General features: G+C 67.3%; 24 protein-coding genes. 6 read left to right on the top strand and 18 right to left on the bottom strand.

From position 1 onward, the window contains the following. Window positions 1-6: 6 nt before the first annotated feature. From Y900_RS18285 to Y900_RS18270, 4 genes are all read right to left on the bottom strand, one after another. The gene (locus tag Y900_RS18285) at window positions 7-1293 is read right to left on the bottom strand and encodes an RNA 5'-3' helicase PhoH2 (protein ID WP_420329827.1); all 1287 of its coding nucleotides are present in this window, start codon (window positions 1291-1293) and stop codon (window positions 7-9) included. A gap of 218 nt (window positions 1294-1511) precedes the next feature. Further along, window positions 1512-2339 carry an acyl-ACP desaturase gene (locus Y900_RS18280; RefSeq protein WP_036343669.1) on the bottom strand — a complete coding sequence of 276 codons (828 nt, stop codon included), beginning with the start codon at window positions 2337-2339 and terminating at the stop codon, window positions 1512-1514. Between the two features lie 70 nt (window positions 2340-2409). Next, entirely contained in the window at window positions 2410-3876 is a 1467-nt protein-coding gene (locus Y900_RS18275; RefSeq protein ID WP_036343666.1) for a glycine hydroxymethyltransferase, read from the bottom strand. Window positions 3877-3899: 23 nt separating this feature from the next. Further along, window positions 3900-5117, bottom strand: coding sequence for a hypothetical protein (locus Y900_RS18270; RefSeq protein WP_036343664.1), 1218 nt, complete (start codon window positions 5115-5117; stop codon window positions 3900-3902). Window positions 5118-5147: 30 nt separating this feature from the next. Between Y900_RS18270 and coaA the strand changes: the two genes are divergently transcribed. Beyond that, a complete protein-coding gene (gene coaA / locus Y900_RS18265) occupies window positions 5148-6086 on the top strand; it encodes a type I pantothenate kinase (RefSeq protein WP_036343663.1) in 939 nt (312 codons plus the stop codon). Here coaA and Y900_RS18260 read toward each other — a convergent pair. The 5 genes from Y900_RS18260 to Y900_RS18240 all read right to left on the bottom strand — a co-directional run bounded on the left by Y900_RS18260 (window position 6083) and on the right by Y900_RS18240 (window position 9564). After that, the gene (locus Y900_RS18260) at window positions 6083-6505 is read right to left on the bottom strand and encodes a hypothetical protein (RefSeq protein ID WP_036343661.1); all 423 of its coding nucleotides are present in this window, start codon (window positions 6503-6505) and stop codon (window positions 6083-6085) included. The genes coaA and Y900_RS18260 overlap by 4 nt on opposite strands. A gap of 10 nt (window positions 6506-6515) precedes the next feature. Further along, on the bottom strand, window positions 6516-6908 hold the full coding sequence (locus Y900_RS18255) for a hypothetical protein (RefSeq protein ID WP_036343659.1): 393 nt from the start codon (window positions 6906-6908) through the stop codon (window positions 6516-6518). After that, a complete protein-coding gene (locus Y900_RS18250) occupies window positions 6905-7327 on the bottom strand; it encodes a hypothetical protein (protein WP_036343657.1) in 423 nt (140 codons plus the stop codon). Before Y900_RS18250 ends, Y900_RS18255 begins: the two co-directional genes overlap by 4 nt. Before the next feature lie 69 nt (window positions 7328-7396). Continuing rightward, entirely contained in the window at window positions 7397-8767 is a 1371-nt protein-coding gene (locus Y900_RS18245; protein ID WP_036343656.1) for a hypothetical protein, read from the bottom strand. Next, complete coding sequence (locus tag Y900_RS18240; protein ID WP_036343654.1) at window positions 8767-9564, bottom strand: (2Z,6E)-farnesyl diphosphate synthase; 798 nt, start codon at window positions 9562-9564, stop codon at window positions 8767-8769. Before Y900_RS18240 ends, Y900_RS18245 begins: the two co-directional genes overlap by 1 nt. A gap of 52 nt (window positions 9565-9616) precedes the next feature. Here Y900_RS18240 and trhA point away from each other — a divergent pair, with 52 nt between their 5' ends. Further along, entirely contained in the window at window positions 9617-10351 is a 735-nt protein-coding gene (gene trhA / locus Y900_RS18235) for a PAQR family membrane homeostasis protein TrhA (protein ID WP_036343652.1), read from the top strand. Window positions 10352-10359: 8 nt separating this feature from the next. Here the strand turns inward: trhA and Y900_RS18230 are convergent, their stop codons facing one another. The 4 genes from Y900_RS18230 to mca are packed head-to-tail and all read right to left on the bottom strand — an operon-like array spanning window position 10360 to window position 13871. Continuing rightward, window positions 10360-10725: a nuclear transport factor 2 family protein gene (locus Y900_RS18230; protein ID WP_036343651.1), complete on the bottom strand. Its 366-nt coding sequence runs from the start codon at window positions 10723-10725 to the stop codon at window positions 10360-10362. Window positions 10726-10736: 11 nt separating this feature from the next. Next, a complete protein-coding gene (locus tag Y900_RS18225; protein WP_036343649.1) occupies window positions 10737-12737 on the bottom strand; it encodes a thioredoxin domain-containing protein in 2001 nt (666 codons plus the stop codon). Next, window positions 12721-13002, bottom strand: a complete 282-nt coding sequence (locus Y900_RS18220; RefSeq protein WP_051660141.1) for a hypothetical protein — start codon at window positions 13000-13002, stop codon at window positions 12721-12723. The genes Y900_RS18225 and Y900_RS18220 overlap by 17 nt, the downstream gene beginning before the upstream one ends. Further along, window positions 12999-13871, bottom strand: coding sequence for a mycothiol conjugate amidase Mca (mca, locus tag Y900_RS18215; RefSeq protein ID WP_036343647.1), 873 nt, complete (start codon window positions 13869-13871; stop codon window positions 12999-13001). The genes Y900_RS18220 and mca overlap by 4 nt, the downstream gene beginning before the upstream one ends. A gap of 151 nt (window positions 13872-14022) precedes the next feature. On the opposite strand from mca, the gene Y900_RS18210 reads away from it, so the two are divergent. From Y900_RS18210 to Y900_RS18200, 3 genes are all read left to right on the top strand, one after another. Next, complete coding sequence (locus Y900_RS18210; protein ID WP_036343646.1) at window positions 14023-14457, top strand: DUF4307 domain-containing protein; 435 nt, start codon at window positions 14023-14025, stop codon at window positions 14455-14457. Window positions 14458-14688: 231 nt separating this feature from the next. Continuing rightward, a complete protein-coding gene (gene greA, locus Y900_RS18205; protein WP_036347180.1) occupies window positions 14689-15183 on the top strand; it encodes a transcription elongation factor GreA in 495 nt (164 codons plus the stop codon). Between the two features lie 12 nt (window positions 15184-15195). Next, window positions 15196-15855 (top strand): GOLPH3/VPS74 family protein, encoded by a 660-nt coding sequence (locus Y900_RS18200; protein ID WP_036343645.1) that lies wholly within the window; start codon window positions 15196-15198, stop codon window positions 15853-15855. On the opposite strand, the gene Y900_RS18195 is transcribed toward Y900_RS18200, so the two are convergent. The 5 genes from Y900_RS18195 to Y900_RS18175 all read right to left on the bottom strand — a co-directional run bounded on the left by Y900_RS18195 (window position 15847) and on the right by Y900_RS18175 (window position 20961). Continuing rightward, window positions 15847-17019 carry a cystathionine gamma-synthase gene (locus Y900_RS18195; RefSeq protein ID WP_036343643.1) on the bottom strand — a complete coding sequence of 391 codons (1173 nt, stop codon included), beginning with the start codon at window positions 17017-17019 and terminating at the stop codon, window positions 15847-15849. The two genes, Y900_RS18200 and Y900_RS18195, sit on opposite strands and share 9 nt — an antisense overlap. 27 nt (window positions 17020-17046) lie before the next feature. Then, the gene (locus Y900_RS18190) at window positions 17047-17661 is read right to left on the bottom strand and encodes an Rv1078 family RDD domain-containing protein (protein ID WP_036343641.1); all 615 of its coding nucleotides are present in this window, start codon (window positions 17659-17661) and stop codon (window positions 17047-17049) included. Window positions 17662-17674: 13 nt separating this feature from the next. Continuing rightward, on the bottom strand, window positions 17675-18346 hold the full coding sequence (locus tag Y900_RS18185) for an Rv1078 family RDD domain-containing protein (RefSeq protein ID WP_036347178.1): 672 nt from the start codon (window positions 18344-18346) through the stop codon (window positions 17675-17677). A gap of 137 nt (window positions 18347-18483) precedes the next feature. Beyond that, complete coding sequence (locus Y900_RS18180) at window positions 18484-19878, bottom strand: cystathionine beta-synthase (protein WP_036343640.1); 1395 nt, start codon at window positions 19876-19878, stop codon at window positions 18484-18486. Between the two features lie 33 nt (window positions 19879-19911). Further along, a complete protein-coding gene (locus Y900_RS18175; RefSeq protein WP_036343638.1) occupies window positions 19912-20961 on the bottom strand; it encodes an alpha/beta hydrolase in 1050 nt (349 codons plus the stop codon). 192 nt (window positions 20962-21153) lie between these two features. Between Y900_RS18175 and Y900_RS18170 the strand changes: the two genes are divergently transcribed. Next, entirely contained in the window at window positions 21154-22119 is a 966-nt protein-coding gene (locus Y900_RS18170; RefSeq protein WP_036343637.1) for an SGNH/GDSL hydrolase family protein, read from the top strand. The last annotated feature ends 35 nt before the right edge of the window (window positions 22120-22154 follow it).

The raw sequence follows: 22154 nt of genomic DNA, 5'->3' as shown, positions 1-22154 counted from the left end.
CGCCCGTCAGGGCAGGGCACCAGGGCTGATCTCCTCGAGCATCTCGGTGACCAGCGCGGCGATCGGGGAACGTTCGCTGCGCATCAGCGTGATGTGGGCGAACAGCGGGTGGCCCTTGAGCTTCTCGATGACCGCGGCCACGCCGTCGTGACGCCCGACCCGAAGGTTGTCGCGCTGCGCGACGTCGTGCGTCAGCACCACCCGCGACCCGCTGCCGAGCCGCGACAGCACGGTCAGCAGCACGTTGCGCTCCAGCGACTGCGCTTCGTCGACGATCACGAACGAGTCGTGCAGCGAACGGCCGCGGATGTGCGTCAGGGGCAGCACCTCGAGCATCCCGCGGGAGAGGACCTCTTCCAGCACCGCCGGTGACGCCAGGCCCTCGAGCGTGTCGAAGACGGCCTGCGCCCACGGGCCCATCTTGTCGCTCTCGCTGCCCGGCAGGTAGCCCAGGTCCTGGCCGCCGACGGCGTACAGCGGGCGGAACACGACCACCTTGCGCTGGGTGCGGCGCTCCAGCACGGCCTCCAGACCCGCGCACAGCGCCAGGGCCGACTTGCCGGTGCCTGCCTTGCCGCCCAGCGAGACGATGCCCACCGATTCGTCGAGCAGCAGATCGAGGGCGACGCGTTGTTCGGCGGACCTTCCCCGGAGGCCGAACACTTCGCGATCACCCCGCACCAGCTGAACCTTCTTGTCAGCATTCACCCGGCCCAGCGCACTGGAGTTGGCGCCGAGCAGACGAACACCGGTGTGGCACGGCAGATTACGTGCCTCCTCCAGATCGATCTCACCCTCGGCGAAGATCGTGTCGACATCCTCGGGGGCCACATCGAGTTCGGTCATCCCGGTCCAGCCCGAGGTGATCACGTCCTGGGCGTGGTATTCGTCGGCCAGCAGACCGACCGCGCCTGCCTTGACCCGCAGCGGAATGTCCTTGCTGACCAACGTGACTCGCTTGCCCTCGGCAGCCAGGTTGGCAGCGACCGTCAGGATCCGCGTGTCGTTGTTCTCGGTGCGGAAGCCGGACGGCAGGACCGATTGGTCGCTGTGGTTGAGTTCGACGTTGAGCGTTCCGCCTTGTGTGCCAATGGGTATCGGCTGATCCAAGCGACCGTGTTCCAGACGGAGATCGTCGAACAACCGCAGCGCCTGCCGGGCGAACCAACCCAACTCGTGGTGGTGGCGTTTGGCTTCCAGTTCACTGATGACCACGAGCGGTACCACCACTTCGTGTTCGGCGAACCGGGTGCACGCCCACGGGTCGGACAACAGAACTGAGGTGTCGAGCACATACGTCCGAACGGGCGACTGCGAATCGGTCACTGGGCGCTCCTCAGGTTCACGCGGTCCCCGCGAACCCCTCGGCGGACACTGCGGCACCAGGACCGGGACCGGTCCTGTCGTAGTCGAAACGATAGGTACCGCCCGGACAGCAGAGCATGTCGCTAGCCATCGAAAGTGACGCTACTCCGGTCCCAGCGCGCTCGCCGATCAGGCGCGCGGGCGTGTTATGAGCGAACGAATTTCTTCAGCACCGACTCGTCGTTCAGGCCCCAGGCCGCGATGCGGTCGGCGACCACCGTGCGCGATGCTTCGAAGTCGAAAATCCCGGCCCGGGCAACGTTGTTCAGCTTGTCCTGGTACTCCCAGATGTCGCCGCCGACCAGACCGAAGCCGACCGCACGGCGGGCGACCGAGTTGATGGTCGAGTCGCGATGGGTTTGCAGGCAATGCGCAACCAGGTTGGCGAAGAACTCTTCGTGGCGCTCTTCGTCGGCCGCGATCCGCCCGACGAGTCCCTTGAGTACCGGCTCGTCGATCTTGGCCTCGAGGTTGCGGGTGAAGACGGCGTGTGCGCGCTCGTAGAGCGCCATGAAGACCAGGGTCTCGATCTGGGTGAACTGGGTGGCCCGGTAGCCGCGCATGACGTGCGCGACGCGGACGTCCTCGTTGGCGGTCGGGTCGAAGTTGCGGGTGACCACGAGGTAGTTCCGCAGCGCGATGGCGTGCAGGTTCTCCTCGGCGGTCCACCGGCCCAGCCAGCGGCCCCACTTGTCCTCGAGGATGAAGTGCTCGACGAGCTCGCGGTGATATCCCGCGAGGTTGTCCTTGGTGATCAGCAGGATCTCCAAGGCGTCGACGACGTCCGAGGGCAAGGTCACCTGGGAGGGCTCCCAGTCCTTGCCGCCCAGGAAGGCGAAGTTCTCGCCCTGGTCGAACGGGACGTAGTCATGGCCGTACCACTCGTCGGCGGTGGCCAGATAGCGAACCAGATTGTCAGCGACAACCGGCTCGAGTTCGAGCGTCAGCGCATTCGCGACAGGTTTCTGTGCCATGAAGTAACTGTAACTCAAAGACACGGGTGTTTGAAAACCCGGCCACCGGCGTTTCGCCGTCCAACGGTCCCTAGAGAGTCAGACCCGGGTACAGCGGATTGGCCGCCAGCATTTCGGCGGCGGCAGCATGCACCCGATCGGCGGTCCCGTCGGCCAGCTTGTACTTGGCTTTCGAGGTGCCCTCGGCTGTTGTGTTGGACAACACCTCGACCACCAGCTCGGCGACCCGGTCGAACTCCTGGGGACCGAACCCGCGGGTGGTCAGCGCCGGCGTACCGAACCGGATGCCGCTGGTGTACCAGGCGCCGTTCGGGTCCGACGGGATCGCGTTGCGGTTGGTGACCACACCGGAATCCAGCAGCGCGGACTCGGCCTGGCGGCCGGTCAGCCCGTAGGACTGGACGTCGAGCAATACCAGATGATTGTCGGTGCCACCGGTGACCAGGGTGGCGCCGCGCTTGAGCAGACCCTCGGCGAAGGCTTTGGCGTTGTCGGCGATCCGCTGGGCATAGGCCTGGAACGACGGCTGGCGCGCCTCGGCAAGCGCCACCGCCTTGGCCGCCATGACGTGCGACAGCGGTCCACCCAGCACCATCGGGCAACCCTTGTCGACGGCGGGCGCGAACTCCTCGGTGGCCAAGACCAGCCCGCCGCGCGGGCCGCGCAGCGACTTGTGCGTGGTCGTTGTGGTGACGTGTGCGTGCGGCACCGGGTCCTCGTCACCGGTGAAGACCTTGCCTGCGACCAGCCCGGCGAAGTGCGCCATGTCGACCATCAGGGTGGCGCCGACCTCGTCGGCGATCTCGCGCATCGTGGCGAAGTTGACCCGGCGCGGGTATGCCGAATAGCCCGCGACCAGGATCAGCGGCTTGAACTCCTTGGCGGCGGCACGGACGGCGTCGTAGTCGATCAGGCCGGTCTCGTGATCGGTGCCGTAGCTGCGCTGGTGGAACATCTTGCCGGAGATGTTGGGCCGGAAGCCGTGGGTGAGGTGACCGCCCGCGTCGAGCGACATGCCCAGCAGCCGCTGGCTGCCCAGCCGCGCGCGCAGCCGCTCCCACTCGGCCTCGGAGAGGTCGTTGATGTGCTTGACCCCCGAATCAGTCAGCGCGGGCGCCTCGATCCGGGTGGCCAGGATGGCCCAGAACGCGACCAGGTTGGCGTCGATGCCCGAGTGCGGCTGAACGTAGGCATAGGGGGCGCCGAAGAGTTCGCGCGCATGCTCGGCGGCCAGCGACTCGACGGTGTCGACGTTCTGGCAGGCGGCGTAGAACCGGTGCCCGACGGTGCCCTCGGCGTACTTGTCCGAGAACCAGGTGCCCATGGTCAGCAGCACCGCGGGTGAGGCGTAGTTCTCGCTGGCGATCAGTTTGAGCGAATCCCGTTGATCGGCAAGCTCTTTGCGGGTCGCATCGGCAATCCGCGGCTCGACGGACTCGATGACCGCCAGAGCCGCCCGGTAGGCCTCACTGGCGGTGGCGGCGTAGTCGGCGCCCGGGGCGGGGACGTGCGTCGAAATCGTCGAGTCTGCGGTCATGACTCAAGCCTATCCGGCCCTGTTCAGGCCGCGTCCACCCGCAACGCAGACGGGATCAGCGGCTCGTCGAGCAGCCTGCCGAACCGTTCGGTCAGGCTCACCCCGGCCGGCCGGTGGTCGAGCCAGCCCCGCAGCAGGCGGTATCCCTCGACGTAGGTGCTCGTGTACGCCCGCCACAGCGGCGAGGACAGGAACCGCAGCATCTGCCGTGCCCGGGTGTCGTCCACCAGCAGCCAGCGCTGCAGGAACGCGAGCACCTCGTCGACGTCGCGACGCTCGTCGTGCAGCATCAGCGCCGCGTCCTGGCGGACGTCAGCCAGCGCCGCCGTCGCTTCCGACAGCGCCTCGGCACGCTCGCCGTCGAATCGAAGCCCCAGATCGGCATAGATCTCTGAAGCCCAGCGTCCCCATCCCGGACCAACGGCGGCGTGCAGCGCGAGATCGGCCAGCCCCTCGGCCATCAGGCACTGCGGGGTGTTGACCAGGAAGATGGTCTGCTCCTGCTGGTCCTGGCCGGCGACGAGGCCGGCCTCCTTGCGGCAGTGCTCGGTGTGATGGCCGGGATAGGACTCGTGGGCGACCAGCCGCGGCAGGTTGGCCATCTGCTGCTTGAGGTCGGCATTCACCGCGACGGTCGAGGTGTAGTTGCCGTTGTAATAGTTGAAGCCCGACCACGGCTTGTCGGTGACCACCTCGTAGACGATGGTCTCGGCATCGGGCAGCGGATACGTGGCCCGCACCGTGTCGCGCAGCGCGCCGGAGAATGCGTGAATGCACTCCTCGAGCCGTTCGGGCGGGATCTCGTCGGAGCGGCGGTGCGCTTCCATCCGGTCGGCCAGCGGACCGCTGCCGCCGAGCACCTCGTCGATGCGGGCGTGGGCGGCGCGGTAGCGCTCGGGGTCGCCGCGACTGATCTCGACATCGAAGTAGTTGCGAACCTCATCGACGAAGCCCACCTCCTCGCCTGCGAACTTGCGCGCAGAGAACTGCAGGGCCCGCAGGTGCGCACCGATGAAGTCGGCGCGCTGGTCGGTGAAGCCATCCACCCGGGCGACGCCGGGCAGTTCGGTCAGCAACCGATCGGCCTGCCGGGCCAGTTCGGCCGGCTCGGGAGCAGGCTCGCCGGCCACGGCGCGGCGCAACTCGGGATCGCCGGTGAACGAGTCGACGTAGCCTTCCTCGATACGGTCGAACCGCAAACCGAGGGTTAAGTAATCGCGGATAAGGGTGCCGGGCTGCATGTCAACCAAGCTAACTGCAAGACTGGCACCATGGCGCGGCTGAGCGAACCCAGCCCTTACGTCGAGTTCGACCGGAGTCAATGGCGTTCCCTGCGCATGTCGACCCCGTTGAAGCTCACGGAGGACGAACTGGTTGGGCTGCGCGGCCTGGGCGAGCAGATCGACCTTCTCGAGGTCGAAGAGGTCTACCTTCCGCTGGCCCGTCTCATCCACCTGCAGGTGGCCGCTCGTCAGCGACTGTTCGCCGCCACCTCCGAGTTCCTCGGTGAGCCGCAGCAGAACCCGGACCGGCCGGTGCCGTTCATCATCGGTGTGGCGGGCAGCGTGGCCGTCGGCAAGTCGACCACCGCCCGCGTGCTGCAGGCGCTGCTGGCCCGCTGGGAGCACCACCCCCGAGTCGACCTGGTCACCACCGACGGCTTCCTGTATCCGAACGCCGAGCTGAACCGGCGAAACCTGATGCATCGCAAGGGATTTCCGGAGAGTTATAACCGTCGCGCATTGATGCGGTTCGTGACGACGGTGAAGTCCGGCGCCGATCAGGTGTGCGCCCCGGTGTACTCACACCTGATCTACGACATCGTCCCGGGCGAGAAGCACGTCGTCACCCACCCGGACATTCTGATCCTCGAAGGACTCAACGTCCTGCAGACGGGTCCGACCCTGATGGTGTCTGATCTGTTCGACTTCTCGGTGTACGTCGACGCCCGTATCGAGGACATTGAGAAGTGGTACGTCGACCGGTTCTTGGCGATGCGGGCGGGCGCGTTCGCGAACCCGGCCTCGCACTTCCACCACTACGCGGGGCTGACCGACGCCCAGGCCGTCGCCGCGGCCCGCGAAATCTGGAGTTCGATCAACCGACCCAACCTGATCGAGAACATCCTGCCGACCCGCCCACGCGCAACGCTGGTGCTGCGCAAGGACGCCGATCATGCGATCAACCGGTTGCGCCTGCGCAAGCTCTAGTTCTGTAGGACCCCGGTGAGCGGGTTGAGCCGCAACACCGGCAGCGGGAATTCGAACTCCGCCTGGGCGCCGTCGGGGTCGGAGTAGAGCCCGACGCTGTAGACCCCCGCGGAGTACACGGTGATCGGCAGGTGGTGAGCGAAGACCCGGAATTTCACCGGCAGGCCGGGGTTGTCCGGCCACTGCCAGGCGAACTCCAACAACCCGACCCGCTCGCCCTCGGGCGATTTCGCGACGATGAAGCGGCGGGGCTCATAGTCGCTGCCGCCCTGGGCGTGCACGGCCAGCACCAGCGGCACCGTGATCTGCGAAGGCAGGCTCTCCACGTAGCAGCTCGTCATCGGGAAGCCTTCCGCGGTGACCCCGCCGGCTTCTTCCAGGACCGCCTTGCGCGCGGCGGCGAACGCTACGACATGCATGGGCGCAACCCTATTTGATGCGGCGCACCCCGAGGTACTGCAGGTCGGCGAACACCAGGGTGTACACGCCGCTTGCCAGCGACGCGACCACGCCCGCCGTTGTCAGATCGAGCGCCATCACCACGACAACGGCGGCGACGGTGAAAACCAGATTCGCGATCGCGGTGGCGATGCCTGCGGTGCGCACATGCCGCAGTCGCGCGGCGAGAAACACCACCACGGCGTAGCCGAGAAACACCGCCCCGGTGGTGAACTCGGCGGCCTTCGAGAAGCCGGTGAAGCCGGAGATCGGTCCGGCGGCGGCCATCAGCGCGATGCCGCACAGCCCGGACAGGACGGCGTCGACCCGCATGGCCGTGCGCAACAGCGAATCCGACGATGTGGTGGACAGAGTGGTGGTCATGCGTGTGCCTCCAGACGACGAACCCCGAGATATTGCAGTACTGCGAAAGTGGCGGTGTAGAGCCCGCCGGTCAGCGCGGTGATCGATCCGAACATGGTCAGCGGCAGCACCGCGGTCTCGGCTAGAGCGATGAAGCCGACGGTGCTCGCGACGTTGAACGCGACCAGTCCGGCGCCCACACGACGAAGGTCGGGTGCGGCAGCCAGCGCGTGGACAACGAGCCCGCAGAGGACGAACGCGGCGCCGGCGATGTAGCCCTGCGCCGAGGTCAGTCCCGTCAGCCGACCCAACGGGTCAGCCATCGCCGCGAAGGCCAGGCCGAGCACGCCGGTGAGGGTGGCGTCGACGCGCATCGCAAAACGTAGTAGTGAATCTGTCGAATCAGAGAACGGATGGTTCCGGGTGGTTATGGCGGTCATGCCTGCAACGCTGCTCAGAAGGCACTGCCAGGTCGACGCCGGACGCTGCCATCTACTGCCAGCTGCAGCTCAGGGCTGCGAGACGGCCATCCGGGCGCGCAGGTCTGTGGCGATCAACCGCGCCGCGGCGTTCTGCCAGTTGTGCAGCGAACGCTGCGGCACCTCGGTGACGAACCACTGCCACGCCTGCCGGGCCACCGGGTCCAGGCCGGCGGCGGTGGCGTTCTGGGCGTATGCGCGCACCCCGACGACGTACGGGAAGTACAGCGAGTTGTAGTAGCGCCAGTGCTCTGTCGTGCCGAACTCGCCGCCGCCGCGGGGCTTGAGCCGGGCGATGTGATCGGCCAACAGCGCCTTGAGTTCGTTGGCACGCTCCACCGGCTGGTCGGCCGCTCCGCGGGCAGCCAGTCGCTGGTCGATGACGGGCAGCTGCGTCAGCGGGCTGGCGACGAGTTTGGACAGATCGCCGTAGTGGCCCAGGGCGCGACGGGTCAGCCGCGCGAAGGCCTCGTCATCGAGGGCGTCCAACGGGTTCTCGGCGACCAGCGGCAGCGCGGCTTCCGCCCCGCGCAGGGCGGCGCGGTCGGCGCGTAGGCGCGGCGACCGCGAGAAGGCCAACCGGTCCAGCAGCCCGGCCAGCGGGTCGGCCAGCACGTTGATGGCGATGGCGACCGCGAGGCTGGTGAACAGCAGCGCGGTCAGCGCGGTACGGCCAGGCCCGTCGGCGCCGGTGACCGCCATCCCGATCAGCGCCTGCCCACCGAACAGCACCGCCACCACCGCCGAGGCGATGAACGACCGCAGCATGTCGGCCCGCAGGGCCTGCCCTTCGTCGAACGCATCCCACAACGCGACCGCCAACCCCAGCAGCAACACGTCAAAACCGGTGGACGCCAACGCCAGCCAGCTCGGCACCAAGCCCAACGGGATCACCAGGATCGCGTTGCCGAGGGCGAAGAACAGCGTGGCGATCACCACCACACCGGCGACCCGGCCGGGCTGCGCGGCCCGGCGTACGGCGGCCACCGTGGCGCCCAGCGTCGAGGCCGAGATCACCGCGAACATCACCCAGTGGCCGGTGCGCAGCGGACCCTCGACTGAGCCCGCCAGCACCGCGCCCACCACTGTGAGAGCGGCGACCACGCCGACCAGGCTCAACTCGGTGGCGCGGCCGCGCCACATGTCGGTCGGCCGGGCCAGCTCCAGGACGACGGCGAACCAGGCCACCCCGGGCACCCCGACAAGGTAGATCTCGATCTGACCGAGCAGTTGGGCGTGCGCGACGCTGACCACCCGCACCGCATCCAGTGCCACCACGGCGGCGAATCCGCACAGCCCCACAGCGGCCAGCGCGAGCACCGGCTTACGGGGATCACGTGCCAGCAGATACAGGCCGAGCCACCAGCTCAGCGTGAACACCACTGCTGACAGCGCGGCCATCACATACCGAATCGACGATGTCTGCGGCTGTAGGCGCGCAATGCGCGCAGGAAGTCCACCCGACGGAACGCCGGCCAGTGCGCTTCGGTGAACCACATCTCCGAATAGGCGCTCTGCCACAGCAGGAAACCGGACAGCCGCTGTTCCCCCGACGTCCTGATCACCAGATCGGGGTCGGGCTGCCCCGAGGTGTACAGGTTCTCCGAGATGCCGTCGATTGTGACGGACTCGATCAGCTGTTCCGGGCTCGCGCCGTTGGCCAGCTGCTTGCTCAGCAGCGCACGCACAGCGTCGACGATCTCCTGCCGACCGCCGTACCCGACCGCGACGTTGACGTGGAATGCCGCCGTCGACGCCAGCGGCGCGGTGCTGTCCACGGCGTCGCGCAGCCGTCGCGCCGGCTCCTCGCCGAGCAGTTCCAGATCGCCGACGGTCCGCACACTCCAGCGGTTGGCCGGTGCACAGATCTGCTCCACGACGTCGGTGATGATCTCGATCAGCTCCGACAATTCCTGCGGATCGCGCTGCAAATTCTCGGTGGACAACAGGTAGACCGTGGCCATCTCGATGCCGGATTCCGCGCACCAGCGCAGCATTTCGGCGATCTTGGCCGCGCCCATCCGATAGCCGTAGGCGACATCGTCGTGACCAGCATCACGGGCCCAGCGTCGGTTGCCGTCGCACAGCACGGCGATATGGCGGGGTAGCTGGGACTTGGAGCGCGCCAGCTCCTGGCGCAGCCGCATCTCATAGAGCCGGTAGGCCGGGTCCTTGAGGCGCGGGGGAATGATCTCCACGACAATCCAGACTACTGTGAGCGGCAGTAGCCCCTGGCGCAATGGAGGTGAGATGACCGCAGGCGTCGACACCACCGATCCCCGCCGATCCACGTCGTCCGACGCGGAGGACTTCCCCGAGGCCGTCGTCGACGCCGCTGTCGAGTTCTTCGGAAAACCACGGCTGCGAGGCTGGATTCACGTCTATGCCGCCGTCATCGCGGCGATCGCCGGTGCTGCCCTGGTGTCGGTGTCGTGGTCGGCGGAATCGACCAGGGCAGGCATCTCGACGCTGATCTACACGCTGACGATCGTGGCGATGTTCACCGTCAGCGGCACCTATCACCGGGTGAACTGGACGTCGCCGAGCGCACGCAAGTGGATGAAGCGGCTCGACCACTCGATGATCTTCATCTTCATCGCAGGCAGCTACACGCCGTTCGCCATGTTGGCGCTGCCCGAGAAGAGCGGCGCGATCCTGCTGACGATCGTGTGGAGCGGCGCGCTGGCCGGTGTGCTCCTGAAGTGCTTCTGGCCGTCGGCACCGCGGTGGGTAGGCGTCCCGCTCTATTTGCTGCTGGGCTGGGTGGCGGTGTGGTTCATCGTCCCGATCATGAACGGCGCCGGGATCGCCGCGATGGTGCTGCTGGTCGTCGGCGGGTTGTTGTACAGCGTGGGCGGGGTGCTCTACGCGCTGAAGTGGCCCAACCCGTGGCCGACGATGTTCGGGCACCACGAGTTCTTCCACGCCTGCACCGCGGTCGCGGCGATTTGCCACTACATCGCGATGTGGTTCGCGGTCTTCTAGCTAGCTCGTTAGAGCTGAGTGACGTTCTCCGGGCCCCAGTAGGCCTTCATCGACGTGATCTCGCCGTCGCTGTTGAACGCCATCACCTCGATGACCTCGATCCGCATGGCGCCCGCGACCGTGAGGGCGAACATGAACGCCGCCTCGGTACCACCGGCGCGGAACGACAGCAGCTCCGATTTCACCTCGGCGCCTTCGACGTTCTTGTAAAAGCCCTCGATCGCCTGCCGGCCGATGTGGACTTCGCCGCAGCCGACCGGATCCTCCAGCGTGGCGTCCTCCGCGTACAGCGCCGCGACGTCGGCCGCTTTGCCCGCGGCGACGGTGCTCAGGTAACGGTTGACCAGGGCTTCGAGATCGAGGGCATCGCTCATGGCCGCAAACGCTACACGGACACACCCAGCGCGTCGGCGAGTTCCCTGGCTCCTGTCACCGGCAAGTCACACGTCCGGCCGCGGCACACATAGGCAGCGTCGTTTCCACCGATCCGGTCGCGGCCTGCCAGCAGCGGCGATGAGTCGACTGGACCGCCGACGACGATGGTGCCGCCGGGCGCCAATCGCCTTGCTGCGGAAAGCAATTCAGAGTCGGGTGCGTCGCTGGCGACAGCAACCTGCAGTGGACCGCGCACGGCCGCCTCGGCGACGGCCAGCCAGTGACCGGCCGACCTCGGCGCACGGGCCAAGAGCGCCGAATGCGCCGACAAGGTTGTCTCGGCGGCCTGTCCGTAGCGCGCCGCGCCGTCGGCGTCGGCCAGATGCGCGGCGATCAGCAGCGCCTCGGCGATCAGCGAGGCACCCGAGGGCGTCGCGTTGTCCAACGCGTCGGCGGGACGGACCATCAGTCGCTCGGCGTCATCCGCGGTGTCGAACCAGCGGCCCGGACGATCCGGATCGGCGAAGTGTCGCAGCGCGATGTCGAGCACATCGGTGGCGCTCGCCAGCCACGCCGCTTCACCGGTGAGCTGGTAGAGCGTCAGCAACCCGGTGGCCAGCGCGGCGTGATCCTCGAGGATGCCCGCACTGTCGCCCACCACTCCGCCGAGGCTCGCCCGCCGCAGCCTGCCGTCGACGATGTGCAGGTCCAGCAGCGCCCGCGCACACCGCGACGCTGCTGTCAGCAACGGTGGAACATCAAGGGCCACACTGGCTTCGGCAAGTGCGGTGATGGCCAAGCCGTTCCATGCGGTGACGATCTTGTCGTCGCGCGCGGGCTGCACCCGCGTCGAACGGGAGGCCAGGAGCAACGCGCGGACCCGCTCGAAACGTACGGCGTCGTCGGGATCGGCGGGCAGCTGCAGCACCGACGACCCGTGCTCGAAGGTGCCCACGTCGGTGACCGCGAAAAGGCTTGCCGCCCAGGGGCCGTCGTCGTCACCGAGCACCTCGCGCAACTGCGCGAGCGTCCACACATACGTCGAGCCTTCGACACCCGCGGCGTCGGCGTCCAGCGCAGAGATGAACATGCCGCCGGCGGCGAGATCGTTCAGCAGGAACCCGGCGGTCTCGGCCGCGATCCGGAAGGCCAGCGGGTCATCCGTGCGCCTGCCCCAGTGCGCGTACGCCCGCAGCAGTAAGGCGTTGTCGTAGAGCATCTTCTCGAAGTGCGGCACCACCCAGTCGGCGTCGACGCTGTAGCGCGCGAAGCCGCCGGCCAGCTGGTCGTAGATGCCGCCGCGGGCCATCGCGGTGCCGGCCCGGACCACAGCGTCCAGGGGCAGCGGCGAGCCGGTGCGCTCATGGGCCCGCAGCAGCGCCTCCAACAACGCCGACGGCGGGAACTTGGGGGCCCGGCCGAAGCCGCCACGTTCGACGTCCTCGTCGCGCAGGACCACCAGGACGGCGTGGTCGCACAATGCAGGCTCGATCTCCGGCCCGCCGTCGGGCAGGCCGGTGGTCATTCGCCGCAGCTCCCCCGCCACCTGATCGGACGCCTCCTCGACCTCGTCGCGGCGCGTCTGCCAGGTGTCGGACACCGCGTCCAACAGCTGCAGGAACTGCTGCTTCGGGTAGTAGGTGCCGCAGAAGAACGGCCGGCCGTCGGGGGTCAGGAAGCAGGTCATCGGCCAGCCGCCCTGGCCGGTCATCGCCACCGTCGCGTTCATGTACACCGCGTCGAGGTCCGGCCGCTCCTCGCGGTCGACCTTGATACAGACGAACTGTGCATTCGCCACCGCCGCGACGTCCTCGGACTCGAAGGATTCGTGGGCCATCACATGGCACCAGTGGCAGGCCGCATACCCGACCGACAGCAAGATCGGCACATCCCGGCGGGCGGCCTCGGCCAGTGCCTCGGGGGTCCACTGCTGCCAGTGGACCGGGTTGTCGGCATGCTGACGCAGATAGGGGCTGGTCGCGCTGCCGAGGGTGTTAGCCGCTGGGCTCATGCGGGGGTGTCGTGGTCTCGCGCTCGGTGCCGGCGGTGTCGTCGGTGGTCGTCGCGCCGACGGCTTCGCCATCGACCGGCTGCTCATCGAAACTCTGGGGCAGCTTCTTGAGATGCCGGTTCATCGACCACACCAGGACGAAGACGCAGATCAACAGGATGACGACGATCAGCAGGCCGAATGGGCTGGCCTTGCCGAAATCCGGCCCGGTGTTCTTGGGCGGATCAGCCAGCACCGACACAGCCGTGGTGAACAGGTCTCTCACTCGAAGACCTCGATTCCGGTGAACAGGTCGTCTTCAGGCAATTTGGCGGGCACCCGCGAACGAGCCAGTTCGAACTCCTCGGTGGGCCACAACCGCTGCTGCCACTCTATGGGCGTCGCGAAGAAGAATCCGTCGGGGTCGATCTGGGTCGCGTGCGCCTTGAGGGCCTCGTCCCGCTGGTTGAAGTACTCCGAGCACAGCACCCGGGTGGTCACCCGCCCGGCGAAGATGTCGATCTCGGGGTCCCACTTGGCCAGCCAGCTGGCGAACGGGCCTTCCTGGCCGTGCTTGGCGAACTCGTCCTGCAGCAGCTGCAGGCGCGCCCGCAGAAAGCCGTGGTTGTAGTAGAGCTTGCTGACTGCCCAGGGTTCCCCGGCATCGGGATACAGCCGGTAGTCGGCGGCGGCTTCGTAAGCGGCCACTGAAACCTCGTGGCAGCGAATGTGATCCGGATGCGGATAGCCACCGTTCTCGTCGTAGGTGGTCATCACGTGCGGACGGAATTCGCGGATCAGCTTCACCAATTCACCGACCGGCTGCTCCAGCGGCACCAACGCAAAGCAGCCGTCGGGCAGCGGCGGCGGCGGATCGCCCTCCGGCAGCCCGGAGTCCTCGAATCCCAGCCAGTGGTGTTCGACCCCGAGGATCTCGGCGGCGCGGGCCATCTCGTCACGCCGGATGTCGGCGATGCGGCCACGCACCTCGGGCAGGTCCATCGCCGGGTTCAGAATGTCGCCACGTTCGCCGCCGGTCAGAGTCACCACCATGACCCGGTGCCCTTCGGCGGCGTACCGGGCGACAGTCGCCGCGCCCTTACTGGACTCGTCGTCCGGATGGGCGTGCACAGCCATCAGCCGCAGTTCGGTCACTTCTCCCCTGTACTCACTGTCTCGTCATGGGCTTTCCCTGGGCCTTACGTGCTGATGTAACAGCGACAGCACGCCCTATAGTCCAATAGTTCCATTCGGGGCCTGGATACCCGTAATCGAAGCCCGCTGACGAGAGACCCGACGGACACCCATGACCGACAGTCCCCCGCCGCTCCTGCAGGAGCGCTACGGACGTACCCGCCTGCCGGCGACCACCCGGCGCCGGGTGGCGTTCGCGCTGGGTGTGCTGGTGTTGGCCGCCGGTCTGGTGCTTGCCCTGATCGCTTACCAGCGGTTCGAAGGCAACGACGTCGAGGGCTCGATCGCGGCCTATCAAGTCACCGACGACCACACCGTCTCGGTCACGATCAGCGTGACCCGAAAGGACCCTTCCCGGCCCGTGCATTGCATTGTCCGAGTTCGTTCTCATGACGGCGACGAGACCGGCAGGCGCGAAATTCTGGTGCCTCCGTCGCAAGCGGCAACCGTGCAGGTCACCACATTTGTGAAGTCATACAAACGGCCATTCGTCGGCGATATTTACGGCTGCGGAACTGACGTTCCCGGCTACCTCGTCGCGCCCTGACCGGCGACGGAACGACCAACAGCGAACTGCGAAAGCATGAAGGTTGCCTGTCCTCGCGGTGGTAGACTAATCCGATACACGGTTCCTGCTGGGAGCCGTGTATTGCTTCATTAGCGCGTTTGATCGCAGCTCTTCGATGGCAATACACGCGGAACCATCCGCATGTTCCCGGCAGCGACGACAGACTGCAACGCGAACATCGCGTCACCAACGAATGAGGAGCGCAGCGAGATGACCGATACCCAGGTGACCTGGCTGACCCAGGAGTCGTACGACCGCCTCAAGACCGAGCTGGATCAGTTGATCGCCAACCGTCCGGTCATCGCTGCCGAGATCAACGACCGTCGCGAAGAGGGCGACCTGCGCGAGAACGGCGGCTACCACGCCGCGCGCGAAGAGCAGGGCCAGCAGGAGGCCCGCATTCGCCAGCTGCAGGAGCTGCTGAACACCGCCAAGGTGGGCGAGGCGCCCAAGCAGTCCGGCGTCGCGCTGCCCGGCTCGGTGGTCAAGGTCTACTACGACGGCGACGAGTCCGACACCGAGACCTTCCTCATCGCCACCCGCCAGGAAGGCATCGACCACGACAAGCTCGAGGTCTACTCGCCGAACTCTCCGTTGGGCGGCGCGCTGCTCAACGCCAAGGTCGGCGACACCCGCGAATACGCTGTGCCGAGCGGCAAGACCGTGAAGGTCACGCTGATCAGCGCCGAGCCCTACCACTCGTAACTCTTCTCGCGCGTGGCGCGCATCGCCGAAGACCTTCTTCTGCTGCTGCTCGACAATGCCGCGGCACAGCCGGCCGTGGAGCAGGCCCGGCTGCAACGGCTGCTGGCCGCCGCAGTGCTGCTGGACCTCGCCTACGACTGCCGCGTCCGGCCTGCGATACCAGGCGAACCTGTCCCGCCCGACCATCTCGTGTTGTTGATGGGGCCGCCACCGCTGGATCCTGTTGCGCGGCCGGCGCTGGCCCTGCTCCAGCAAGCACCGATCACCGCCGGCGCGGCGATCGCAAAGCTGCGCAAGCAGATCGAGGACCTCGTCATCGACCAGCTGCTACGCACCGGCCAGATTCATCAGATTTCCCTGTCGCAGAACAGGTTTCGCAGAAACACCTATGCCTGGCCGCTGGCCGGCCGGGCGCGGGTGGATCGGGCCCGGTCCGCTCTACTGGCCACCCTGTTCGACGGCAACCGCCCCGACCCGGCCACGGCGACGATCATCTCGCTGCTCCATACCGTCGGCGCACTGGGCGCAGTACTGAGCCTGAACGACCGCGGCTGGCACTGGGTCTTCGATCGAGCCAGCGAAATCGCCAGCGGCACATGGGTTGACGACGCGAACATGGCGGAAGTCAATCTGGCGGTGACCACCGCCGCGGTGCGGTCGGCGCTAGTTTAGGGCTTGCTCGAGGTCGGCGAGCAGATCCGCCGGGTCTTCAATTCCGACCGAAAGGCGAACCAGGTCGTCGGGCACCTCGAGCTGCGATCCGGCGGTCGACGCGTGCGTCATTGCGCCGGGGTGTTCGATCAGCGACTCAACCCCGCCCAGCGACTCGGCGAGGATGAAAACTTCGGTGCGCGAACACAACCGGCGTGCGGCTTCGATGCCGTCGCGCATCCGAACCGACACCATGCCGCCGAATCCCCTCATCTGCCGCGCTGCAACCTCATGCCCGGGATGCGAGGGCAGGCCCGGATACAGCACCTGGCTCACCGCGTCATGCTCAGTCAGGAATTCGGCCACCTTCGCGGCGTTCGCGCTGTGCCGCTGCATCCGCAGCTCCAGGGTCTTCAGACCGCGCATCGTCAGATACGCGTCGAACGGGCCGGGTACCGCGCCCGCACCGTTCTGCAGAAACGCGAACTTGGTGTCCAGTTCCTCGTCATTGGTGACCAGCGCGCCCCCGACCACATCGGAGTGCCCGCCGATGTATTTCGTCGTCGAATGCAGCACGATGTCGGCGCCGAGGTTCAGCGGCTGCTGCAGCGCCGGCGAGGCGAAGGTGTTGTCGACCAACACCTTCTGGCCGCCGAACGCAGCGATCTGGGCGATCGCGGCAACGTCGGCGATCGACAGCAGCGGATTGGTGGGTGTCTCCACCCAGATCAGTTTGGTGGTGGCGGTGATCGCCGCGCGCACCGCGTCGAGGTCGGACAACGCCACGGGCGTGTGTTGAACCCCCCACTGGGTGAACACCTTGTCGATCAGCCGGAAGGTGCCGCCGTAGGCGTCGTCGGGGATGACTACGTGATCGCCCGGGCGTAACACCGCCCGCAGCGCGCAATCGGTGGCGGCCATGCCCGAACTGAACGCGCGCCCGAAGGTGCCGTCTTCCACCGCTGCGAGCACTGACTCCAGCGCGGCCCGGGTCGGGTTGCCCGTGCGGGCGTACTCGAAGCCACCACGCAGGCCGCCGACGCCGTCCTGCGCGAAGGTGCTGCTGGCATAGATCGGCGCGTTGACCGCACCGGTCGCGGGATCGGGACGGTATCCGGCATGGATGGCCCTGGTCGCGAACCCCTGGGCCCGGTGCCGGTCGGCGGCACTTCGTTGCTCACTCATCACGAGCGAGCCTATCGGCTCAAACGCTCAGAGCGGCACGCACACCGTCGTCATGATTTTATCGGCGAGCGTCTGCCGCTTGGCGTCCCACAACGGGAACAGATAGCCGATGTAGCAGATGATCGCGTCGACGAAGTGGGCGATCTGACGCACGATCGACAATCCGAAACCGATCGGCTGCCCGGTCTTTTCGCTGATCACCTTGAACTTCAGCACCGACTTGCCGATGCTCGACCCGGTGGTGCCCTGGCGGTAGCCGTAGTTCCACACCCAGAACGCCAGGCTGGCCAGCCCGAACACGAACGACAGGATCAGGCCCAGCGTGGAAGGCTGCGAGGTGCAGTACACGCCGTAGCTGTTGTCGACGCTGCTCGAGGTGCAGTTGTTCTCGCCGGTGGCGACCATCAGGCCCTGCCCGACTCCGGACAGGATCGCGATCGGCAGGACGTCGATGATGAAGGCGCCGACCCGTTTGATCCACGGGGTGTACGCCTCCTTCGACAGCACGCCGGCGCCGGGCGGCGGCGGAGGCGGATAGTTGCCCGGCGGAGGGGGCGGCGGGTAGTTCCCTGGCGGAGGGGGCGGGTAGTTACCGGGAGGAGGGGGCGGGTAGTTACCGGGAGGAGGGGGCGGTTGCGTCATCGAAAGTCCTTGTCTACAGGGGGAGGCAGACGGTCGTCATGATTTTGTCGGCCAAGGTCTGACGCTTGCTGTCCCACAGCGGGAACAGCACGGCGATCAACCACACGATGCCGAGGCAGATGTAGGAAGCCACCAGGTACAGGATCTCGCGGACGAAAGACAGGCCGAAACCGATTGGCAGCCCGGTCTTTTCGCTGACCACCTTGAACTTCATCACGGATTTGCCGATGCTCGACCCGGTAGTGCCCTGCCGATAGCCGAGGTTCCAGACCACGAACGCGATCGCGATCAGGCCTGCGACGATCAGAGCAAGCGTGCCGATGGTGGAGGTGCCGGTCGCGCAGTAGTCCGCAGTCTCGTACTGCGATGTGTCGGTAACGCATTGGGTGTCCGTGGTGGCGATCACGACGCCGTAGCCGATACCCAAGATGATGTAGGCCGGGATGTAGTCGATCAGCCACGCGACGACGCGGGTGAACCACGACGTGTAGGCGCTCTGCGGCAGTTGGGGAACCGGCTGACCGGGCGTGGGCGGCCCGCCGAAGGCGGCCCCGGGCGGGGGCGGCGCGTAACCGCCCTGAGGCGGTGGCGGCGGCGGATAGTTACCGGCGGGTGGCGGCGGATAGTTCCCCGGAGGCGGCGACGGGTAGCTCCCCGGCGGGGGGCCTGGCGGTTGTTCGGTCATGGCGCCTTCCACTTCGACGGTAATCACCTGGGATAAAGCGGCCTAAATGTACCTGAGAAGTACCTGCGTATCGCGACAAAGCGCAATCTTCATCTGGGCGCAATGCGCCGCCCAAACAATTTGCCCGAGAAACTACTTCAGCGCCGCCGGGGCCCGTCGGACAGGAAGCCGAGCAGATCGTGGCGAGTGATGACGCCGACCGGCTTGCCCTCCTCGACGACCATCAATGCGTCCCGCTCCCCCAACGACTTCGCCGCCGCGCTGACCAGTTCTCCCGCACCGATGAGAGGCAGCGGGGGGCTCATGTGCACCGCCACCGCGTCGGCGAGCTTGGCGCGGCCCTCGAACACCGCGGACAGCAATTCTCGCTCGGAGACGCTGCCCGCCACTTCGCCCGCCATCACCGGGGGTTCGGCGCCGACGACCGGCATCTGAGAGACGCCGTACTCACGCAGGATGCCGATGGCGTCCCGGACGGTCTCCGCCGGATGGGTGTGCACCAGGTCGGGCAGCGCCCCGGACTTGCCGCGCAGCACATCGCCGACCGTCGGCTCGACCACCGACCCGTCCAGGCGGGTCCGCAGGAATCCGTACGACGACATCCAGCCGTCGTTGAAGATCTTCGACAGATACCCGCGGCCGCCGTCGGGCAACAGCACGACGACCACCGAGTCCGGGCCGGCCTCCTGTGCCACCTTGATCGCGGCGACGACCGCCATCCCGCAGGAGCCGCCGACCAGCAGCGCCTCTTCGCGGGCCAGCCGTCGGGTCATGTCGAACGAATCAGCGTCCGAGACCGCGATGATCTCGTCGGGCACGGCCGGGTCGTAAGCGGCCGGCCAGAAGTCTTCGCCGACACCCTCGACCAGGTAGGGCCGTCCGGTGCCACCGGAGTACACCGAGCCCTCCGGGTCGGCACCGATCACCTTCACCTTGCCGCCGGACACCTCCTTGAGATAGCGCCCGGCGCCGGTGATCGTTCCGCCGGTGCCGACGCCGGCGACGAAGTGCGTGACCTTGCCCTCGGTGTCCGCCCAGATCTCCGGGCCGGTGGTTTCGTAGTGGCTGGCCGGGCCCATCGGGTTTGAGTACTGGTCGGGCTTCCAGGCGCCCTCGATCTCGGTGACCAGCCGGTTGGACACGCTGTAGTAGCTGTCCGGGTCGTCGGGCGCGACGGCCGTCGGGCAGACGACGACCTCGGCGCCGTAGGCGCGCAACACATTGCGCTTGTCCTCGCTGACCTTGTCGGGACAGACGAAGATGCACTTGTAGCCGCGTCGCTGCGCGACCAGTGCCAGGCCGACGCCGGTGTTGCCGGAGGTGGGTTCGACGATCGTCCCGCCGGGCTTCAACTCACCGCTGGCCTCGGCGGCATCGATCATCTTCACGGCAATGCGGTCCTTGGCGCTGCCGCCAGGATTGAGGTACTCGATCTTGGCCGCGACCACGCCCGCGCCTTCCGGCACGACGGAGTTCAGTTGGACTAGTGGAGTGTGCCCGATCAGCTCGCTGATGTGCGACGCGATTCGCATGCCTACATCGTGTCAGGCGGCGAATCCGCGCGGCTAGCCGGTTGCTTCGCGGATGTACTCACCGATCTGACGCAGTGAGCGTTTGGCTTCGGGGATGAGTGGCGCGGCAAGCTGGAAGTCGTGGATTTGGCCGGGCCACACCCGCACCTCAGTGGGCACGCCGGCGGCGGCGAGCCGCCGGGCCGCCAGACGGGCGTCGTGCAACAGGACCTCCGACCCGGACACGTGAATCAGCGTGCGCGGAAGGCCGGGCTCGATATGGTCGAGCGGCTCGTAGACGCCCTCGGGCTCGCCGTCGACAATGTTCTTGGCCGCGGCCCGGGCAACCAGGGCGACCAGGGCGTCGAACGCCTTGGGCGGGAACATCGCGTCGGTGCGCATGTTCGGGTGGGCCACCTTCTGCTCGTGGTCGAGCTGCAGCAGCGGCGAGATGGCCACCAGGGCGGCAGGCTCCTCACCGAGAGCCTGCAGCCGCTGCGCCAGAGTCAGGGCCAGATAGCCGCCGGCGGAGTCGCCGGCCAGCACGATCTGGTCCGGCTCGTAGCCGCGGGTCCGCAGCCACTGGTAGGCGTCGAAGCAGTCGTCGACGGCGTTGCCGATGGTGTGCTTGGGGATGAGCCGGTAGTCGACCACCAGCACCGGCGAGTCCGCGAACTTCGACAGCGCGACCGAGATGCGGCTGTGCGAATTCACCCCGCAGGTGAGGAAGGCACCGCCGTGCATGTACAGCACGATGCGTCGGTTGCCGTCGGCAGGCAGGACGCCGGGCGCCCGGACCAGTTGCGCCGACGCGTTCGGCAAACCGACAGTGGCCCGAACCGTGCCCGGGGTGGGCAGCAGCGCGCGGGCGACGAAGTCGACCAGACCGAAGGGCCATGGCCAGTGCGGCACGTGGCTGAGCACCGCCAATGTGGGCCACATGGTGGCGCGGGTGCCCATCGAGACCAGCCGCGCGGCGACACTCGGGCCGCTCTCGACGACCTCGACCGGCGCGCCATCGCTGACCGGGTACCGGCGCGGACGACCGCTACCAGCGTGAACATGATGGGGGGCAGAAGCCCGGACCTTGCTGGGTGCGGTCATCGTCAACACTCCCTACGCCAATGTAGATACGTGTCCCGGACACTCGAGCGAAGCCCGGTAACTTAGCTTTGCCATCTGCCTTACCTATAACAACTAACGATCTGATTTCTTACCGGATCTGATACCTGTCTGTAATCGCGGGGCCACTGTTGCGCCCCGAATTGACGCCCGAGCAGCACCTAAACTGGGCTCGTGGGGATACGCGCTCCGCGGAAGTCAACGGCCGCGCTGGCAGCGGCGGGGGTTCTGGCGTCGACCGGTACCGCCGTCCTGGGTGCGCGCAGTTTGCTCACCGGTCAGGCCGACCAGGTCCGCAATGTGATTCCGAAGTCCTGGGACGTCCCACCGCGGGCGGACGGGATCTACGCCCCTGGCGGCGGCCCCGTCCAGCGCTGGGAACGCGGGATGGAGTTCGACCTCCATTTGATGGTGTTCGGCGACTCGACGGCCACGGGCTACGGCTGTCGCAGCGCCGACGAAGTGCCCGGGGTGCTGCTCGCCCGTGGCCTCGCCGAGGAGTCCGGCAAGCTCATCCGGCTGTCGACCAAGGCGATCGTGGGTGCGACGTCCAAGGGGTTGTCCGGTCAGGTCGACGCGATGTTCGTGGCCGGCCCGCCACCCGATGCGGCGGTGATCATGATCGGCGCCAACGACATCACCGCCCTCAACGGCATCAGCCCGTCGGCGCGCCGGCTCGGCGCGGCCGTGCAGCGCCTGCGCGCCTCCGGTGCGGTGGTCGTTGTCGGGACGTGCCCGGATTTCGGTGTCATCAAAGACATCCCCCAACCGCTGCGGTGGACGGCCCGTAACCGCGGCCTGCGGCTGGCCCGCGTGCAGGCCGCTGCGGTGCGGGCCGCGGGCGGAGTCCCGGTGCCGCTGGCCGATCTGCTGGCGCCGAACTTCCGGCAGGCCCCCGAAGTGATGTTCTCCGAGGACCGCTACCACCCGTCGGCGGCGGGATATGCGTTGGCCGCCAACCAATTGATGCCCGCGTTGTGCCACGCCCTCGGCGAGTGGACCGGTGTCACCGTGCCCGACCTGCCGTGGGCCACCAAGTCCGAGGTTCGGGCGCTGACCGACCGGTTGGGGCCGCTGGCGCAGCTGCTGCGCCGCAGAACAACCGGGGTCCCCGCACCGATCGTGGTGACCGCGAGCTAGGTTCGTGTGCAGTCTCGCTGCACTCAAGCTGCACA

It is taken from the genome of Mycolicibacterium aromaticivorans JS19b1 = JCM 16368 (assembly GCF_000559085.1).
Classification (GTDB): domain Bacteria; phylum Actinomycetota; class Actinomycetes; order Mycobacteriales; family Mycobacteriaceae; genus Mycobacterium; species Mycobacterium aromaticivorans.
Note: the sequence above shows the minus strand (reverse complement) of the source record. Positions and strands in the feature narration are given on the sequence as shown.

Bases quoted from the DNA above. Each gene is read 5' to 3' on its own strand.
- Y900_RS18230 (WP_036343651.1), bottom strand. From the start codon at position 10,725: ATGAGCGATGCCCTCGATCTCGAAGCCCTGGTCAACCGTTACCTGAGC.
- Y900_RS18255 (WP_036343659.1), bottom strand. From the start codon at position 6,908: ATGACCACCACTCTGTCCACCACATCGTCGGATTCGCTGTTGCGCACG.
- Y900_RS18260 (WP_036343661.1), bottom strand. From the start codon at position 6,505: ATGCATGTCGTAGCGTTCGCCGCCGCGCGCAAGGCGGTCCTGGAAGAA.
- Y900_RS18250 (WP_036343657.1), bottom strand. From the start codon at position 7,327: ATGACCGCCATAACCACCCGGAACCATCCGTTCTCTGATTCGACAGAT.
- Y900_RS18180 (WP_036343640.1), bottom strand. From the start codon at position 19,878: ATGCGAATCGCGTCGCACATCAGCGAGCTGATCGGGCACACTCCACTA.
- Y900_RS18195 (WP_036343643.1), bottom strand. From the start codon at position 17,019: ATGAGTGAGCAACGAAGTGCCGCCGACCGGCACCGGGCCCAGGGGTTC.
- Y900_RS18185 (WP_036347178.1), bottom strand. From the start codon at position 18,346: ATGACCGAACAACCGCCAGGCCCCCCGCCGGGGAGCTACCCGTCGCCG.
- trhA (WP_036343652.1), top strand. From the start codon at position 9,617: ATGACCGCAGGCGTCGACACCACCGATCCCCGCCGATCCACGTCGTCC.
- Y900_RS18280 (WP_036343669.1), bottom strand. From the start codon at position 2,339: ATGGCACAGAAACCTGTCGCGAATGCGCTGACGCTCGAACTCGAGCCG.
- Y900_RS18270 (WP_036343664.1), bottom strand. From the start codon at position 5,117: ATGCAGCCCGGCACCCTTATCCGCGATTACTTAACCCTCGGTTTGCGG.
- Y900_RS18175 (WP_036343638.1), bottom strand. From the start codon at position 20,961: ATGACCGCACCCAGCAAGGTCCGGGCTTCTGCCCCCCATCATGTTCAC.
- Y900_RS18190 (WP_036343641.1), bottom strand. From the start codon at position 17,661: ATGACGCAACCGCCCCCTCCTCCCGGTAACTACCCGCCCCCTCCTCCC.
- Y900_RS18210 (WP_036343646.1), top strand. From the start codon at position 14,023: ATGACCGACAGTCCCCCGCCGCTCCTGCAGGAGCGCTACGGACGTACC.
- Y900_RS18225 (WP_036343649.1), bottom strand. From the start codon at position 12,737: ATGAGCCCAGCGGCTAACACCCTCGGCAGCGCGACCAGCCCCTATCTG.
- Y900_RS18245 (WP_036343656.1), bottom strand. From the start codon at position 8,767: ATGGCCGCGCTGTCAGCAGTGGTGTTCACGCTGAGCTGGTGGCTCGGC.
- greA (WP_036347180.1), top strand. From the start codon at position 14,689: ATGACCGATACCCAGGTGACCTGGCTGACCCAGGAGTCGTACGACCGC.
- coaA (WP_036343663.1), top strand. From the start codon at position 5,148: ATGGCGCGGCTGAGCGAACCCAGCCCTTACGTCGAGTTCGACCGGAGT.
- Y900_RS18275 (WP_036343666.1), bottom strand. From the start codon at position 3,876: ATGACCGCAGACTCGACGATTTCGACGCACGTCCCCGCCCCGGGCGCC.